14 protein-coding genes are annotated in these 18,380 nt (G+C 38.0%); 3 read left to right on the top strand and 11 right to left on the bottom strand.

Annotated features, from left to right (window positions below; all coding sequences use genetic code 11):
• Positions 1–50: 50 nt before the first annotated feature.
• A complete protein-coding gene (locus tag HDC90_RS14710) occupies positions 51–2,846 on the bottom strand; it encodes a 2-oxoglutarate dehydrogenase E1 component (protein ID WP_184467628.1) in 2,796 nt (931 codons plus the stop codon).
• A gap of 234 nt (positions 2,847–3,080) precedes the next feature.
• Positions 3,081–4,355 carry a DASH family cryptochrome gene (locus tag HDC90_RS14705; RefSeq protein ID WP_184467626.1) on the bottom strand — a complete coding sequence of 425 codons (1,275 nt, stop codon included), beginning with the start codon at positions 4,353–4,355 and terminating at the stop codon, positions 3,081–3,083.
• A gap of 170 nt (positions 4,356–4,525) precedes the next feature.
• Here HDC90_RS14705 and HDC90_RS14700 point away from each other — a divergent pair, with 170 nt between their 5' ends.
• Both HDC90_RS14700 and HDC90_RS14695 read left to right on the top strand, forming a co-directional pair.
• Positions 4,526–5,434 (top strand): TIGR01777 family oxidoreductase, encoded by a 909-nt coding sequence (locus HDC90_RS14700; protein WP_184467624.1) that lies wholly within the window; start codon positions 4,526–4,528, stop codon positions 5,432–5,434.
• Positions 5,435–5,572: 138 nt separating this feature from the next.
• Positions 5,573–6,868 carry a deoxyribodipyrimidine photo-lyase gene (locus HDC90_RS14695; protein ID WP_184467622.1) on the top strand — a complete coding sequence of 432 codons (1,296 nt, stop codon included), beginning with the start codon at positions 5,573–5,575 and terminating at the stop codon, positions 6,866–6,868.
• A 5-nt stretch (positions 6,869–6,873) separates the two neighbouring features.
• Here the strand turns inward: HDC90_RS14695 and HDC90_RS14690 are convergent, their stop codons facing one another.
• The 9 genes from HDC90_RS14690 to HDC90_RS14650 all read right to left on the bottom strand — a co-directional run bounded on the left by HDC90_RS14690 (position 6,874) and on the right by HDC90_RS14650 (position 17,042).
• Complete coding sequence (locus HDC90_RS14690) at positions 6,874–7,899, bottom strand: hypothetical protein (RefSeq protein WP_184467620.1); 1,026 nt, start codon at positions 7,897–7,899, stop codon at positions 6,874–6,876.
• Between the two features lie 151 nt (positions 7,900–8,050).
• Positions 8,051–8,959 (bottom strand): FKBP-type peptidyl-prolyl cis-trans isomerase, encoded by a 909-nt coding sequence (locus tag HDC90_RS14685; RefSeq protein WP_184467618.1) that lies wholly within the window; start codon positions 8,957–8,959, stop codon positions 8,051–8,053.
• A 3-nt stretch (positions 8,960–8,962) separates the two neighbouring features.
• Positions 8,963–9,448 (bottom strand): FKBP-type peptidyl-prolyl cis-trans isomerase, encoded by a 486-nt coding sequence (locus tag HDC90_RS14680; RefSeq protein WP_255497682.1) that lies wholly within the window; start codon positions 9,446–9,448, stop codon positions 8,963–8,965.
• Between the two features lie 147 nt (positions 9,449–9,595).
• Complete coding sequence (locus HDC90_RS14675; protein WP_184467616.1) at positions 9,596–10,042, bottom strand: FKBP-type peptidyl-prolyl cis-trans isomerase; 447 nt, start codon at positions 10,040–10,042, stop codon at positions 9,596–9,598.
• A 372-nt stretch (positions 10,043–10,414) separates the two neighbouring features.
• A complete protein-coding gene (locus HDC90_RS14670; protein WP_184467614.1) occupies positions 10,415–12,208 on the bottom strand; it encodes an acyl-CoA dehydrogenase family protein in 1,794 nt (597 codons plus the stop codon).
• 151 nt (positions 12,209–12,359) lie between these two features.
• Positions 12,360–12,710 carry a four helix bundle protein gene (locus HDC90_RS14665; protein WP_184467612.1) on the bottom strand — a complete coding sequence of 117 codons (351 nt, stop codon included), beginning with the start codon at positions 12,708–12,710 and terminating at the stop codon, positions 12,360–12,362.
• A 107-nt stretch (positions 12,711–12,817) separates the two neighbouring features.
• Positions 12,818–13,993 carry an acetyl-CoA C-acyltransferase gene (locus tag HDC90_RS14660; RefSeq protein WP_184467610.1) on the bottom strand — a complete coding sequence of 392 codons (1,176 nt, stop codon included), beginning with the start codon at positions 13,991–13,993 and terminating at the stop codon, positions 12,818–12,820.
• Between the two features lie 133 nt (positions 13,994–14,126).
• On the bottom strand, positions 14,127–16,532 hold the full coding sequence (locus tag HDC90_RS14655; RefSeq protein ID WP_184467608.1) for a 3-hydroxyacyl-CoA dehydrogenase/enoyl-CoA hydratase family protein: 2,406 nt from the start codon (positions 16,530–16,532) through the stop codon (positions 14,127–14,129).
• 75 nt (positions 16,533–16,607) lie between these two features.
• Positions 16,608–17,042, bottom strand: a complete 435-nt coding sequence (locus HDC90_RS14650; protein WP_167297109.1) for a MarR family winged helix-turn-helix transcriptional regulator — start codon at positions 17,040–17,042, stop codon at positions 16,608–16,610.
• Between the two features lie 110 nt (positions 17,043–17,152).
• Here HDC90_RS14650 and HDC90_RS14645 point away from each other — a divergent pair, with 110 nt between their 5' ends.
• Entirely contained in the window at positions 17,153–18,130 is a 978-nt protein-coding gene (locus HDC90_RS14645; protein ID WP_184467606.1) for a hypothetical protein, read from the top strand.
• Positions 18,131–18,380: the final 250 nt, after the last annotated feature.

Here is an 18,380-nt window from a genome sequence, read left to right as displayed (position 1 = left end):
TCAATAATCAATTATCAAACGCTATGCGCCAAACGCATGGCCCTATACTCTTAATCTATCTGAACTAATTTTTTTGTTGCTTTTTTGGCAATATCCTTTACATCATCCGTTACCGAAATCTCTAAAGCTTTTGCTAAAATATAAGCCTGTTGATTAGCATGTTGTTTTGCAAAACCTGTTGCGGTACTGCTGCTTTCTCTCCTCGAAATTACATCAATGCCCTTTAAAGCCGTTTTGTACAACTTGCGGAACAGATATGGCCATGCACCCATGTTCTCTGGCTCTTCTTGTACCCAGAAAACTTCTTTAGCATTTTTATATTTCTTCTGAATGGCCTCCATCTGATCAACCGGAGTTGGGTACAATTGTTCTACACGAACCAAGGCTACGTGTTTCAATTTATCAGCCTGTTGTTTCTCCAATAACTCGTAGTAAATTTTACCACTACAGAAGACAATACGTGTTACATCTGCAACTTTAACATTTACATCGTCAATTACTTCTTTAAAACCGCCTTCGGTAAATTCCTCTAATTTAGAAACGCAAGCCGGGTGGCGTAATAAACTTTTAGGTGTAAATACAACCAATGGTTTACGGAAATCGCGTTTAAACTGGCGGCGTAAAACATGGAAGAAGTTTGCCGGAGTTGTACAGTTGGTTACCTGCATGTTATAATCGGCACAAAGCTCCATAAAACGCTCAATACGTGCTGATGAGTGCTCTGGTCCCTGACCCTCGTAACCATGAGGCAATAACATCACCAAACCGTTTTCGCGTTGCCATTTGGTTTCGGCACTAGCAATATACTGATCGACAACAATCTGTGCCCCGTTAAAGAAATCTCCAAATTGTGCTTCCCAAATGGTTAATGCGTTCGGGTTTGCCATGGCATAACCATACTCGAAACCTAAAACACCGTATTCTGATAAGTGTGAATTGTAAATATCAAATGATGCCTGTTGATCAGAAATGTTGGCCAATGGTACGTATTCTTCCTCGCTATCTTCAAGCGTTAAAACAGCATGACGGTGAGAGAAAGTACCACGTTCCACATCCTGACCGCTTAAACGAACGCGTTTACCTTCTGATAACAAAGTACCATAAGCCAACTGCTCGCCCATTGCCCAGTCGAAAACATGCGTTTCGTTAACCATTTTGGTCCGCTCAAGAAATAATTTTTCAATTTTCTTGAAGAACTTTTTATTTGATGGCAACGTAGTAATGCGCTTGCCAATTTCCAATAAAGTAGATTTTTTAACCGCAGTAACAGGTGAAGATTCGAAATCTTTAGGTGTAGCCATACGCAAATCTGCCCATGCACCGCCAAATTTAACTTCGGCATTACCCGCAACAAATTCTTTAGCTTCGTTTAAACGTTCCTGCAAAATACCGCGGAAATCTTTTTCCATTTCTTTTGCTAAACCGGCTTCCAACTTACCTTCTTTGGTTAACTGATCGATATAGATTTCCCTTGGATTAGGGTGTTTTTCGATGGTTTTGTATAATAATGGCTGCGTAAACTTAGGCTCATCAGACTCATTGTGACCGAAGCGACGATAGCAAAGGATATCAATAAAAACATCGTTTTTATATTTCTGACGGTATTCCATTGCCAGGTTAATTGCATAAACCAAAGCTTCAGGATCATCACCATTTACGTGGAAAACCGGAGATAAAGTTACTTTAGCAATATCAGTACAATAGGTACTGGTACGGGCATCTTTATAATTGGTGGTAAAACCAATCTGGTTATTGATCACAAGGTGTATTGTTCCACCGGTTTTGTAACCTTCAAGACCTGCCATCTGAATTACTTCGTAAACAATACCCTGACCTGCAACTGATGCATCACCGTGAATCAAAATTGGTGCTAAGCGACTGTTATCGCCTCCATATTTGAAATCGATTTTAGAGCGGCTCATGCCCTCTACCACACCGTCAACCGTTTCTAAGTGCGATGGATTAGGACATAAACTTAAGTGAACGCTTTTACCTGAACCGGTAGCAACATCTGTAGAATAACCTAAATGATATTTTACGTCGCCTCCAAATGGGGTATCTGGGTTGTAGCTTTTACCTTCAAACTCAGCAAAAATATCTTTATATGTTTTTTGCATGATATTGGCCAACACGTTTAAACGACCGCGATGCGCCATACCAATTACAAATTCTTCAATTCCCAGTTCAGCACCTTTTTCAATTACTGAATCTAAAGCAGGAATTAAAGCTTCTGCACCTTCTAATGAAAAACGTTTTTGGCCCAGAAATTTTGTACCTAAGAAATTTTCGAAACTTACCGCTTCGTTTAATTTCCGAAGAATACGTTTTTTCTCATCGATCGAGAAATTAGGGGTATTACGCGCACTTTCCATTTTTTGCTGAATCCAGTTCAACACTTCAGGTGTACGTAAAAACTTAAATTCGGCTCCGATAGAACCTGCGTATGTTTGTTTTAAAAAGGCTACAATATCCTTCAATTTTGCTGCACCGATACCAATTTCCACACCAGAGTTGAAAACGGTTTCCAAATCCGCATCTGATAATCCAAAATTTGCCAGATCTAACGTTGGTAAATGTTTACGTCTTTCGCGAACCGGATTGGTATGCGTAAATAAGTGACCGCGGCTACGATAGCCATCAATCAGATTTAAAACATTAACCTCTTTTAAAAATTGTTCAGGAGTTTCTGCTGATACTGCAGGAGCTTCCGATCCTCTTCCAAAATCGAAACCTTCGAAAAATTTTTGCCAGCCAAATTCAACAGACTCAGGATCTTGTTGATATGATTGATATAAAGACTCTATATATTCGGCGTTTGCGCCATTAAGATAAGATAATTTATCCATTATTAACTGTTTACTATAAGCATTACAAAATTAGAATTTTACCTTATATAAATGGCAAAAATCTCGATTAAAATAAATGAGCAGATTTTATATTGAAGAATGAGAGAATGGCACAACTTAACAGATAAAAAATGGGCAAACTTCGTTAAAATTTAATTACTTAAAACGCCGTCATCCAATCCTTCCAAACCAGCTCACTCAACACTCCATCATTCTACCATTCGATCCTTACAATTATGATGCCCAGGTTAGGGAATAATTGCCTTTTGGGTCGAGATTTTTGATATTTTTATCAAGGTCGAAAACACTTTTTGATTTCTGATCGTTACCTACACCGGCTACATTAGCCCAGTTCCCCCAATTACTTGCCGGATTGTAATCGATCAGCTTTTCCTCGAAATATGCTGCACCAAAAACCCAGCTTACCTCTAAATTATTAATCAGATATAAAGCTGCAGTTTGCCTGGCGATATTCGAAATGAAGCCGGTTTGATTTAGCTCTGTCATCACCGCATCTACCACAGCAAAACCTGTCTGCGCATTCTTCCATTTATTAAAGTTATCCTGCTCATTTACAACATCAATCAGCCCCTGGCTGCCAAATCCGTCCGGACTAAAAAAAGTATTGCCATATTTCTTAAACATGAAACGGAAGTAATCTCTCCAAAGCAGCCCTAATAAAATATGATTGAACATAGCCTTGGTATTGGGCACACCTTCCATCTTTTTAATTTCCCAGTACACTTTTCGTGGCGATAAACTGCCCATGGCCAGCCATGCCGATAGTTTTGAAGCCAGAATTAAATTCTTTGTTGTTGCAGCCTGTTGCATGGCCGCAATCACCTTTTGAAGATGGGCCAAACCCTCGGCCTCGCCACCAACAAATTCAAAATCAGCACGCTGGTCTTTTTGTTGCGGCAAAAGATTAAGTTCTTCTAACGATGATAATACCCCCCAATCAATCACTTCAGCTACGTTAATCCGGTCGGGTGCTGCAAAACAAGGTTTGATCATCGAATCGCGCTCAATCTTTTTCTTAAACTGGTTAAAGGCATCAGGAATATCTTTGATCGGAAAAGGTAAATCTTCTTTATTATATAAGGTATGGCCAATAAAATGTTTCAGATTGATGCGCAATTTCCAAAGCGCATTTTCTACCAAAGTTGAAACATGCGTTTCTTCCCTTGCCACTTCCCTGTGATGGTAAACTTCGGTAATCTCATATTCCTGAGCGAGTTGCGGAATAATATCTTCAGGATTACCTTCAGCGATAAGCAAGTTACCGCCAATCTGCTTTAATGAACTGCGTAAACCTAAAACACTTTCTAAAATAAACTGCGCTCTAATATTACCCGTTTTTAGCGTACCGTATTTTGTTTCGCCAAAAGAACGGCGATCGAGAATGTAAACAGGTAAAATCGAATCAGATTTAGCAATCGCCTCAACCAGCATTTCGTTATCATGCAAGCGAAGATCATTTCTAAACCAGACTAAAATTTTTTTGGACATCTTTTATCGAAAAGGGTGTAAGAACGCGTTTACAAATTTATCTTATTTTTCCTCTTCATCAAACCCCTGAATAATTCTTTACAAATAGGTAACAAAAGAATTAGAACAGAATTAATATCGTTTTAAATGGCACCATAAAAACCCTTTTGTATCTTTAGTGTTTTAAAAAGATGGCAAAGAAAATTCTTATTACCGGGGCTACAGGACTTGTGGGTACTGCATTGAAAAAGCATTTGCTAAGCAAGGGCTACGAGGTGAATACACTTTCCCGAAAGAAAGATAATAATCCGAATAATTTTGTGTGGGATGCTTACAATGGAACAATTGATGCTGATTGTTTGAATGGTGTAGATGCCATTATCCATTTAGCGGGAGAACCAGTGGCAGATAAAAAATGGACCGATGAACGCAAAAAACAGATTATCGATAGTCGCGTAAAATCAACAGAATTACTCTTTAAAACCATTAAATCCAAACCCGATCATCAGCTAAAATCGTTCATTTCTGCTTCTGCAGTTGGTTTTTATGGCGATTGTGGTGATGAAATTTTAACAGAAGAAAGTCTAAACGGTTACGGATTTTTAGCCGAATGCTGTAAACTTTGGGAAGATGCTGTAGATCAGGGTAAAAAACTAAGCCTCCGGATTGTAAAACTCCGTACGGGAATCGTTTTAAGTAATCATGGAGGGGCTTTACCACAGCTTGATAAACCGATAAGGTTATTTACCGGAGCCGCTTTAGGTACGGGTAAACAGTGGACGCCCTGGCTGCACATTGATGATATGGTAGAAATGTACATTGAGGCCATTGAAAATCTTAAAATGGAGAATTCATATAATGCTTGTGCGCCTTTTCCGGTCACCAATAAAGCGTTAACCAAAGCCATTGCCAAAAGGCTGCACCGACCTTTTTGGCCTGTTAAGGTCCCTAAAAAAGCATTGGAATTGTTATTAGGAGAGCGTGTTGAAGCCGTATTAATGAGCAATAATACTTCAGCCCAAAAAATTCTTGATGTGGGATTCAAATTTAAATTCACACATTTAGAAGATGCGTTGAAAGATCTATATAAGCAGGGTTAACTGGTTAATTGTTCAAATTGGTTAATTGTTGTTAACTGCCAATTGAAAACTGTATTATTGATTAATCAGTTAATTGACGCCAAACGCCCGGCTCTAAACGCTTAAAATCATCCAGATTCTTTAACAACCTGTACATAAATGATTCCAATATCCATTCTCTGGTTCCGCCGCGATTTACGTTTAGCAGATAATGCTGCTTTATACCATGCGCTAAAAAGTGCCTATCCCGTTCTACCCCTTTTTATTTTTGATAAAAACATACTGGATAAACTGCCAAAAGATGATGCCCGCGTAACTTTCATTTACCAAACCATTGAAGATTTAAAGAAAGAACTTCAGCAGCTGGGATCAGATTTATTGGTAAAATACGGCGAACCGGAAAAAATATGGCCTGAAATTTTAAAGCAATTCGACGTTAAAGAAGTATACACCAATCACGATTATGAGCCTTATGCCCGCGAACGCGATGATAACATGGCCGAATTTTTAACCAGCGAAAAAATAATCTTCAAAACATATAAGGATCAAGTTATTTTTGAAAAAAACGAAATCCTAAAAGCCGATAAAACACCTTACACTGTTTTTACTCCTTTTTACAAACAATGGCATGCCAAGCTGAATGATTTTTATATAAAGGCTTACCCCACTAAAAAATACTTCAAAAATCTATTGCAATGCAAGCATATACCCCACCCAAGTTTAAATGAAATGGGTTTTGAAAAAAGTAAGCTGGATTTTCCGAAAATCAGTTATAAAAACAAGCTTGATAATTATGCAAAAGAACGCGATTTCCCGGCAGAAGATGGCACTACCCATATTGGTCTGCATTTACGTTTTGGCACTTTAAGTATTAGAAAAGCAGTGCGCGATGCTATAAACGCGAAATCAAACGTCTGGCTTTCGGAACTGGCCTGGCGTGAATTTTATATGATGATACTATGGCATTTCCCTTACTCAGCTTCCAATTCGTTTAAAAAACAATACGATAAAATAAAGTGGCGCAACAACGAGGATGAATTTAAGGCCTGGTGTGAGGGCAATACTGGTTACCCTATTGTAGATGCCTGCATGAGGCAGCTCAACCAAACCGGCTGGATGCACAACCGCGTACGCATGATTGTGGCAAGTTTTTTAACCAAACATTTACTCGTCGATTGGCGCTGGGGCGAAGCTTATTTTGCAGAAAAGTTATTGGACTACGAAATGGCCAGTAATGTTGGCGGCTGGCAATGGGCAGCAGGATCGGGAAATGACGCCGCTCCATATTTTAGGGTATTCAACCCTGAACTGCAGACCAAAAAATTTGACCCAAAATTTGAGTATATTAAAAAGTGGGTACCCGAATTTGGAACAAAAAAATATGCCCAACCTATAGTTGAGCATACTTTTGCAAGGGAAAGGGTTTTAAAAGTTTTTAAAGAGGCTTTAAGTTAAATCGACTAATTAACATTAAAAGAAGGAGCATTAGGTACGCCACCTGAGAAAAAGCGGCCTGTGCCAAAAATCCCAAGCGCGACACCTTCCTGCGTTCCAATATCTATAATAATTGGACCTGTTGCATTACCCACGCTATAACTAGGCAAATTAAAGTTGTATGATGTTGGAGTTGGGCTTACAAAGCTCTTGAAGCTATAAGTGTAATTTAAATTACTAAAATAATAATCCGTCTCGTTTGTTCTCCATCCACCAAAGGTTTTTTTTAACTCCTGTCGAGAGGTAAAATAATAATGGACTATTGATGGCAGTTCTGGCGGTGTCCAAGAACCGTCAGTTCTTGGGGTATTTTCTTTCCACAAGTCCACAAACAACCTCCTTTTACCATCTTCATTATAATACAATTCAGATTTTATAGCAGTGGTTGTAGTTGGTCCATAAGTATTCTCTGTAGTCGCAACAGAAATTTTATTCAAAATATCAGATACAAATACTCCCTGTTTAGCATCTGTAGTTTTAATATTATTAACTTGTTGTTCATTCTTATGATTTCCTTTATAAGAAACCATTCTCTGATCTTTTGTATAAACCGTTGTAAAATCACCAATTTTTACCTCTCCATATCTATTAGTAAATAAAGCAGAAAGTGGTGTTCCAAATTTATATGTTAGTGAGCTATCGGATTTAATAGCTACAAGATCGATATATTTATCCTTAAAATCATTAAATGATTTGCTGCTATTTACAGCCTCATATTCTTTTTCTATTTCAAGAAAGACATCTTTATAAGACTTAAAGTTTTGTAATTCTTTTGGTATCGAATTAAGATTTCCAGGTTTTATAAGAACACTGAGTAATGAGTCAAAAGCTTTTTGATCTCTGAATTTTAGATATCCGTTTTCTATAATCACAGCATTTGACAAGTTTTTTTCTTCTGGATTTCCAATATTGGGTTCCTTTTTACATGAAGTAATTGAGACAACACCTAACACAAGTAGTATTAAGCAGCGTAAATTGATTTTGTTTTTCATATATTAGTTGTATATTTTTCCCTACAAAACAAACATACAACTAAAAATTAAGTTAAAAAAAACAATTATAATTTATTATCACTGAGGGCAAATTTATAGTAAAAAAATGCCTAACTAATTAGTTAAGCATTTTTTGATATTTTCATTTTATCTAATTTGTAACCTTTACAATTTCTATGTCGAAATCCAATATAGCGTTAGGCGGAACAGAACCTCGTCCACCGGTTCCATAAGCGAGATCAGAAGGAATGAAAAGTCTAATTTTTGTTCCCTCTTTAAATTTAGTAAGCACCCCCCATCCGGCTATTACACCATTCAATGTTGTTGAAAAGGTTCCATCTGTTGAAGAGTCAAAACTGGTACCGTCTAAAAATCTTCCTGTATACTTAATTATGAGTGTACTTTCGTTAGTGATTACATCCGAACCTGTCCCTTGGGTTCCTACAATATAGTACACTCTGCTTAAATCTTTAGTTGCTGTTAGATTTTTAGCAGTTAAATAACTTTGTATTTTCGAATCATCAAATAACCATTGCTTACGGTATGGATAAGTTTTAATTATAAAATCAAGATTCTCGTTTGAAGGAATCGGGCCTGTGCCATTTCTACCAAACCCCAAATATGATGGCAACAAAACCCTAGCTGTACCTCCTGGTTTTAATTTAAGTACAGCTGTTCTTAATGCAGGTATATTATAGGTAATAGTTGTTGATAAAGACGATTGAAAAAAACTATTTAAATATCCAACATAGGTACCTAAATTACCATTTAACGGAGACTGGAGATAAGTTGTTCCATTTGTCATAGATTTAACTGTAACATCATATAATACTGAATCTGTATTTAAGAAAAGTGTACCATCAGTAGGATTTGTAACCTGATAATAAAATCCAGTTTTAGCAGAATCAGGTACCATTTGTGTTAAATTATTCTTTGATATATATGCCTTTATAGCCGCATCGTCTATAGTTTGAGCAGTATCGTACTCTTTTTTACATGAGCTAAAGATTGTAGTAGCCAGTAAAATTGCGAATAGGCTAAGTTTAGTAAAATTGTTCATTTATTATTGTACGTCTGTAAGTGTTATAGTAAAATCGAGTATTGAATTTGCTGGCACCGAACCTGCTGCACGAGTTCCATAAGCATAATAAGATGGAATAATTAATCTAATTTTACCACCTTTTTGTATCTTCTGAATTCCGATCTGCCAGCCTACGATCACATTTCCCAATGTAAATGATATTGGAGTACCATTAGTACTATCGAAAACAGTACCGTTTAATAACTTACCTTCATAATCGGAAGTAATTTTTGTAGATGCTGCGTATACTACGCTTCCTGTTCCAGGTGCTAATATCTGATAAAATATACCGCTGGCATCTTTCGTAGCCTGGATATTATTTGTCTTCACAAAAGCGCTTATTGCAGCAGTATCGGCCTTAAATTGTGGCGTAGGATCGTAATCATCTACAGGCACATTTTTTTTACAGGCTGCTAAGCATCCTGCAAGGCATATTATAAGTATAAAATATTTAAACTTAACCATCATCCGCAAAAATAAGCTTTTAATACGGATGCTACAATTTTTAACCTATTTTAACAATTTTAAGGAGCCTAAAGATAAAAGTAAAAAGACTAAAGAAGCAGTTTGACCTGGAGGATTTAGCCTTTAATCTTAAAACTATCGCCTTCACGCTTATTGAGTGTTAGACAGCTGTATGGTAAAATCTAATACAGAGTTACCAGGGATAGGGCCTACGGCGCTACTTCCATAACCCAGGCTTGGTGGAACGATCAACCTGATTTCACCACCTTTTTGAATTTTAGGAATACCTATCCTCCAGCCTTCAATCAACTCAGCAAGATTAAATGTTTGTTCTTTGCCACCGCCATTATCAAATACACTACCATTTAATAATTTTCCCTCATATTTAATGGTGATTTTAGTATTGTTCGGATAAGTAAACGAACCCGAACCGGGTTTAATGATCTGATAATATAAGCCAGAGTCGTCTCTAACGGCATTAATATTATTTTTTTTGATAAAATCTGTAATTTGTTTTTCGGCATCTTCATCTTTTTTACAAGATGAAACAACAGCTACACATAAAAAGAGTATGGTAAGGAGTCTAAATTTAATCATCTGCGAAAATAAGATTTTAATGCTGTAAAGCGCTAAAAGTTGTGTATTTTGAATCTGTCATGCTGAGGCACGAGGCATCTTTACTATTGATTGCAGATGCTTTGTATCTACATATATCCTAAAGAATGGTTGTCTTTGCGAGGAACGAAGCAATCTTAATGCGCCTACTAATAGCGATCGTTGCAAGATCGTTTCGTCAGCTGAAAAGTTCTCAGCAACGACGATTATTCGAGAATTTTCATCATGTATTTCGACAGGCTCAACATGACAAAATGAGATAAAAACAATTATGTATTACAAACCAAAAAAGGTTTAGCGCTTGAGTTAATGCACTCAAACCCTAAACCTTAAGCTCTACACCCTAAACCTACCTTAAAAAATGTATTTATTAGCTTCAATAAGCTGTTGCGCAACTCTTTGGCGGGCATCCTTAACATTAAATGGCTCCACTTTTGTAAAGCGGCGTAAACCAACCAACATCATACGCTGCTCATCTCCTTCGGCGAAAGCCCAAAGTGCTTCTTTACCAGCTTTAGCAATACCATCAACAGCCTCTACCAAATAAATGCGTAATAAATCCAGCTGACCTGCTGATGCTTCTTCACCATGGGTGTGTACTAACTTTTCTGTCCTTAATAAAGCCGATTCAAGCACATAAACATAACTGGCCATATCGGCGATGTTCATTAAAATTTCCTGTTCTTTGCTTAAGGTCATCATCAATTTTTGAACCGCAGCACCAGCCACCATCAGCGTTGCTTTTTTCAAATTAGAAAGGACCTTTTTCTCTGCAGCAAATAAGGTAGTATCTTCTTCGCCAAAATCAGGAATGCTCATTAATTCGGCAGCAACTGCTGTAGCTGGGGTCATTAAATCCAGTTCGCCTTTCATGGCACGTTTCAACATCATATCAACCGTTAACAAGCGGTTAATTTCGTTCGTACCCTCAAAAATCCGGTTGATACGTGCATCGCGGTAAGCCCTGTCCATTGGCGCATCGGCACTAAAGCCCATGCCACCGTAAATCTGCACCCCTTCATCCACAGTATAATCTAAAGCTTCAGAACCCCATACTTTTAAAATGGCACACTCTACCGCAAATTGTTCAACAGATTTTAACCTCGCTTTACCAGATTCCATTCCACCTGCAACCAGTTGATCGTAAGTATCATCAATATTTTGCCCCGCACGATAGTTTGCTGAATCAACAGCGTAAAGCTTGGCGGCAATTTCCGCAATTTTAAAACGGATAGCACCGTATTTAGAAATCGGGCGGCCAAATTGAATCCGTTCGTTCGAATAATTAATCGCCGTATTTAAAGTTGCTTTTGAAGCCCCAATAGCTGCCGCTGATAATTTGATACGGCCAATATTTAAAATGTTAACCGCGATCTTGAAACCGTTTTCCCTATCACTCAACATATTCTCAACAGGTACCGGGCAATCGTTAAAGAAAACCTGACGGGTTGAAGAACCTTTAATACCCATTTTATGCTCTTCCGGATTCATGGTGATGCCGCCGAAATCTTTCTCCACAATAAATGCAGTTAAGTTTTTATCATCATCAATTTTTGCAAAAACAATAAAAACATCGGCAAAACCACCATTGGTAATCCACATTTTCTGTCCGGTAATGATGTAGTGTTTACCATCGTCACTTAACTTGGCCTTCGTTTTACCAGAGTTTGCATCCGAACCGGAGTTTGGCTCGGTTAAGCAATAAGCAGCCTTCCATTCACCCGAACCGAGTTTAGGAATATATTTTGCTTTTTGTGCTTCATTACCATAATATAAAATCGGTAACGTCCCAATTCCGGTATGAGCGGATAGTGCAACGGCGAAAGAGTGGCCTGCACCTACTACATCTGCAACCAGCATGGAAGTATTGAAGTTTTTACCAAAACCGCCATACTCTTCCGGCACCGAAACGCCTAAAATACCCAGTTCGCCAGCTTTGGTTAAGAGTGTTGGCATTAGTTCAGGATCTTCCTGCTTGTCAATTTTATCTAAATTGGGATAAACCTCAGCCGCCAGAAAATCGCGACAGGTTTGTGCAATCATCTGCTGTTCTTCATCAAATTCTTCAGGGATAAATACTTCCTGATAAGTGGTGTCCTTAATTAAGAATTCACCACCTTTAATTGTCTTTTTTTCAGTTGTTTCCATTGTTTTAGTATCTAGTAGCGAGTATCAAGATTTGAGTATCGAGACATCAGTATCAAGACAAAGTTTAAATCAGAAATTTTCATTTTACATTTCTTATTGTGCAATTCAATCTTGATACTTGATACTCATATCCTTCTTCCTAATACCCACATCAAATTAATTTTCTTTCCAGGGCATAAATCATCTTTTGAACCTCAGTAGTTTTTTCAATCAGATCAATAGTAAGCGGATCATCCAATAATCCCAGTCTATTTGAAATAATTACCTGAGTTTCCAGTTCAAAAGCAGAGCCCTGACTTATGGTTAAAAAATATTTAAACTGTGCACTGGTTCCCCTACCGGCCCCCTCAGCAATATTGGAGGGTATTGAAACAGAGCATCTTTTCATTTGAGAAATCAAACCGTATCTCTCATCAACAGGCAAAAACGAACTAGCCTTGTAAACATCAACTGCCAGATCAATTGATTTTTGCCAAACCTTTAATTCTTTAAAATTGTGCATATATTATTAGTATTAATGATTGAGTAATATGTCGGGATGACTTTATAACCTGGTTTATTCACCTGCTATTAAATCTTGATACTACATACTCATATCTTGATACTAATTTAAAGCAACTCAAATATCCCCGCAGCGCCTTGCCCGGTTCCTACGCACATGGTTACCATTCCGTATTTTTTGTTTTGTCTTTTAAGTTCGTTCATAATTTGCACCGTCAGTTTTGCACCTGTACAGCCCAGTGGATGCCCTAATGCAATTGCACCACCGTTTACATTAATTACTTCAGGATTCAAATCCAATGTTCTGATTACGGCTAACGATTGCGAAGCAAAAGCTTCATTAAGCTCAATTAAATCGATATCTTCTTTTTTCAAACCAGCTTGTTTCAATGCTTTTGGAATCGCCTCAATCGGACCAATCCCCATAATGCGTGGCGGCACACCTGCAATACCATAACTTACCAACCTGGCAATGGGTTCTGCATTTAATTCTTTCATTTTCTTTTCAGATACCACCAAAACAAAAGCTGCTCCATCAGATGTTTGTGATGAGTTACCCGCAGTTACACTTCCAACCGCATCGAATACGGGTTTCAGTTTCGCCAACTTATCTAAGGTAGTATCTGCCCGCGGACCTTCATCAGTATCAACTATGTAAGAACGGGTTTTCTTTTTCAGGTTGGCATCAAGATAATTTTCGTTTACCGTGATTGGCAGAACACCATCTTTTAAATGGCCATTTTTTATTGCGTGAATAGCTTTCTCATGAGATTTTAACGAAAAAGCATCCTGGTCTTCGCGGCTCACATTATACTCTTTAGCTACTGCTTCGGCGGTTAAGCCCATGCCCCAATACCAGTCTGGATTGTTTTTTGCAACTTCTGCATTCGGCACGAGTTTCCATCCGCCAAAAGGCATTCCACTCATTACTTCTACACCACCAGCAATAATACAATCGGCCATGCCTGCTTTAATTTTAGCAACTGCAGTGGCAATGGTATCTAAACCCGACGCACAATAGCGGTTTACGGTAACCCCTGGTACTTTATCGGTATCCAAGCCCATCAATGAGATCATACGGCCAATATTCAGCCCCTGTTCTGCTTCTGGTGTAGCATTACCTACAATTACATCATCAATTTGTTCGTTATCTAAATTCGGAACCGAAGCCACTAAAGCCCTGATTACTTCTGCAGCTAAATCGTCGGCCCTTGTGAAACGGAATACACCGCGGGGTGCTTTACCCACTGCTGTACGGTATCCTGCTATTATATATGCTTCCATTTTTTTAGTATTTTTATGGCAATGGCCAATATTATCTTTTTAATTTTTCGCGTTCGTCATGCTGAACCTGTTTCAGCATCTATCCTGTAAAGACCCTGAAATAAATTCAGGGTGACGCCCTGCAGAAATTCTATTAGTTCCTCAATGGTTTCCCTTTTGTAATAATACTCTGAATCCGCTCTAACGATTTCCGCTCACCTGCGAGTGATAAAAATGCTTCTCTTTCCAGATCCAATAAATATTGTTCGGTTACTTCTGTTGGAGCGGATAAATCGCCGCCGCACATTACATAACCTAATTTCTCGGAGATTTTTTTATCATGCTCAGAAATGTAATGCCCGGCATACATGCTATTTGCACCTGCATAAACAATTCCTAACCCCTGCTTCCCTAAAACTTTGATATCGTTCCGTTGTACAGGTTTTGTATAACCGGCATCAGCCAGTTCTATTGCTTTCGCTTTTGCGTCGGCTAACAAGCGGTTCCGGTTCATCGAGATCGAGAATTTATCTTTTTGCAGATAACCCAGCTCATATGCTTCGTAACCCGAAGTCGAAACTTTTGCCATTCCAATGGTTAAGAAACGGTCTTTCAAAGCATTTTGCACAATCTGATCATCTTTATATTCATCAGATGCACGCAAAGCAAACTCTTTGGTACCACCACCACCAGGGATAACGCCTACACCAAATTCAACCAAGCCCATATAGGTTTCGGCAGAAAGCTGAACGTGATCGGCATGTAAACTGAACTCGCAGCCACCGCCTAAGGTTAAATTATGTGGCGCAACCACCACCGGAATAGAAGAATAACGGATGCGCATTGAAGTATTCTGGAACATTCTGATCGCCATGTTCAATTCGTCCCACTCCTGCTCTACCGCCATCATAAAAATCATCCCCACGTTAGCACCGGCAGAAAAATTTGCCCCATCGTTGCCGATTACCAGACCACGGTAATCTTTTTCTGCCATATCAATTGCTTTATTGATCCCCGAAATCACATCACCGCCAATGGTATTCATTTTGGTGTGGAACTCTACATTTAGAATGCCGTCGCCCAGATCTATAATCGAAACACCTGAATTTTTCCAAAGGGTTTTATTTTCGCGAAGGTTATCCAAGATGATAAACTCATTGGTTCCGGGTAAAGCTTTATAACTTTTAGAAGGAATATCGTAATATTTTTTAACGCCATTTTCTACTTGATAGAACGAAGTATTTCCGGCATCGAGCATTTCCTGCACCCAGGCTGCGGCTTTATTGCCATACTGCTCCATTCCTTCGATAGCTTCTTTTACGCCAACGGCATCCCAAAGTTCGAAGGGGCCAAGTTCCCAGCCAAAACCCGCTCGCATAGCATCATCAATACGATATAGTTCGTCAGAAATTTCAGGGATTCTATCTGATACATATTCAAATAAACCAAATGAAGAATGGCGGAACAATTCGCCTGCCTTATCTTTTCCTTTGGCAAAAATCTTCATACGCTCACGAAGATTCTCCACCGGCTTGGTCATTTCTAAAGTAGCCGATTTTACTTTTTGCTGAGGCTTATATTCCAGGGTTTTTAAATCTAACGCCAAGATTTCGGTTTTACCATCGGCTGTTTTCGTTTTTTTATAGAAACCCTGCTTGGTTTTATCGCCAAGCCATTTGTTCTCTTCCATTTTTTGCACGTACGCAGGAAGTTTAAACAAATCGTGTGCTTTATCATCCGGACAGTTGTCATAAAGCCCTTTAGCCACTTTAATCATGGTGTCTAAACCTACCACATCCGATGTGCGGAACGTAGCAGATTTTGGTCTACCCAATGCTGGCCCTGTAAATTTATCAACCTCCTCTACAGTTAAATCTAATTTTTCGACCAAATGCAAAAGTGCCATAATCGAATAAACACCTACCCTGTTTGCGATAAAAGCTGGGGTATCTTTACATAAAACGGTTGTTTTTCCTAAAAATTTATCGCCATACTGCATCAGGAAATCGACAATTTCTGGCTGTGTATATGGCGTAGGAATAATTTCCAATAATTTTAAATAACGCGGTGGATTAAAAAAATGTGTTCCACAGAAATGTGATTTAAAATCTTCACTTCTTCCTTCAGCCATTAAATGAATAGGAATACCAGAAGTATTTGAAGTGATTAAAGTACCAGGCTTACGGAATTGCTCTACCTGTTCGAAAACTTTTTTCTTGATATCAAGATTTTCGACCACGACTTCAATTACCCAATCATAACCAGCAATTTTCGACATGTCATCGTCGAAGTTTCCAGTTTTGATTTTATTTAGTACTTTTTTGGTATAAACCGGCGATGGATTTGTTTTCACAGCCGTTTGCAAAGCTGTATTCACAATCCGGTTTTTTACAGCTGGGTTATCCAGTGTTAATCCTTTTGCCTGCTCTTCAGGGCTTAAGTCTTTTGGGGCAATATCCAACAGCAAAACCTCTACACCAATATTCGCGAAGTGGCATGCAATACGCGACCCCATAATACCCGAACCTAAAACAGCAACTTTATTAATGCTTCGTTTCATTACTTTATATATTTTTCTTTAGGCCTGATTAAACCTGTACAAAGTGAATTTATTTTGCCTCAGATTACATCCTGATTAATCAACAGTATAGGCTACCGTGATCTCATTTAGTTTTATCAATAGATTAATGAATGTTTCTTTTTCTTTTTTGGTAAAGTGCTCATCCAGATATTCATTAAATTTTCGAACAACCCCTTTGGCCAATTGTTTTTTCTCTTTACCAAAATCAGTCAGGAAAACTTTTACCGAACGTTTATCACCTGCAGATGTTTCACGGTAAATGAGGTTAGCCTCTTCCATATTGTTTAACATACGGGATAAACTGGTTGCCTTAACTCCAAGCAAGCCAGCTAAATTTGAAACTGCAGTTCCCTCGGCATCATCTATATTAATAAGCATGTAACCAATGGCCTGTGTAATCCCAAAACCCGATGCCATTTGATTGTACTTATTGAACATATTTTGCCAGGCAAACTTAACGTGGTAATCTATGGTTTGTTGTTGTTTCATTTTCGCTAATTTATTATGCTTGCATAACAAAGCTAATGAATGTATTTTGTTAATGCAATAGAAAAATTCAAAATATTTGTCAAATTTTTCTTATCATAGTCATACACAAAATGAAAACACTCGATATGTTAACAGTAAAACAAATACTCTTGTTTAGTCTATTTATTTCATGGGCTATGATTTGCCAAAGTCAGGTATCGTATTTCGGGGCTGCCCTTTTAAACAGTCAAAAATTAGAGGTTTTCAAAAAAACAACTACCTTATTTACATTACAGTATACTGATTATGCCGAATTGGAGAAGTTTGATCAAGCCATTAAAAAAACCTGGACAGTTACACCTTATAAAATTATTAAGCCCGAAGAGCTTGCACGTTACGACACAGTAAAAAATTATTCTTTTTTTTATTTCGACAGTTATGCAGAGAAGTTAGATAGTACAACCAACGTAAATGTGGTTTATGCACTAAAATTAATAACCCCATCTAAAAAACCGAAGCTAAAAGAAGAAAGTATATTGGCAACAGTTGCACTTTTTGCTGACCCTAACACCAATCTACTGGTCAGAACGCAAGATCAACAATATGGCACCAAAAGAAGTGTAAGAAACAATATTTTATCGTATTTCTATAACAAGTCTAATTTCTTCAACTGGTCGCCAGGCTTTTTAACAGGTTATTTAAAACAGATTAATGATGGATTGCTTGCAAATGAAAATTGCAATGTAGACTACCAATTTTATAATAAGGTACGCCTGCCCGAGCTGGCTAAGGAAACGCTATATATACCTGAATACATTAAACAGGTGTTTTCTTCGAGATTAGCACTTTTGCCACAATCGGGTATAATTTCCGAACCTTATAATTACAAACTCAAATTTGTATCATACAAAGTACTCGATAGTTTAATTCTGAACAAAGTCACAAATGTTAAATATGTGGTTTACACCCAACGATCTGGCGATAAAATAATCAGTGTATATGATAGTAAAGACGATAAAATTATTTACCAAAGGTTTTATCCTCAATCACCAAATTTTGAAATGAATGATTTAAGCGAAATTAAAAAGGTAATTGTTTCTATTAAATAAGGTTTTTTATAGGGGGATCATCCCGATTTGCGAAAAAAAAGTCGTCATCTCGACTGGAACGCAGTGGAATGGAGATAACTAGCTCGAGATAGATCTCTCGGCTATGTTGCACTTCGCTCGAGATGACGTATCGGGGGATTTAGCTTAATTTTGACCCCTTTGCCAATAATATTGACTTTTTTTAATAAATTATTCCTCGAAATAACGACAGAGGTCCATAAACCAAAAGTCCCGATTTTCATCGGGACTT

It is taken from the genome of Pedobacter sp. AK013, assembly GCF_014205835.1.
GTDB lineage: Bacteria > Bacteroidota > Bacteroidia > Sphingobacteriales > Sphingobacteriaceae > Pedobacter.
The sequence above is the reverse complement of the archived record's forward strand: the minus strand, read 5'-3'. Positions and strand labels throughout refer to the sequence as shown.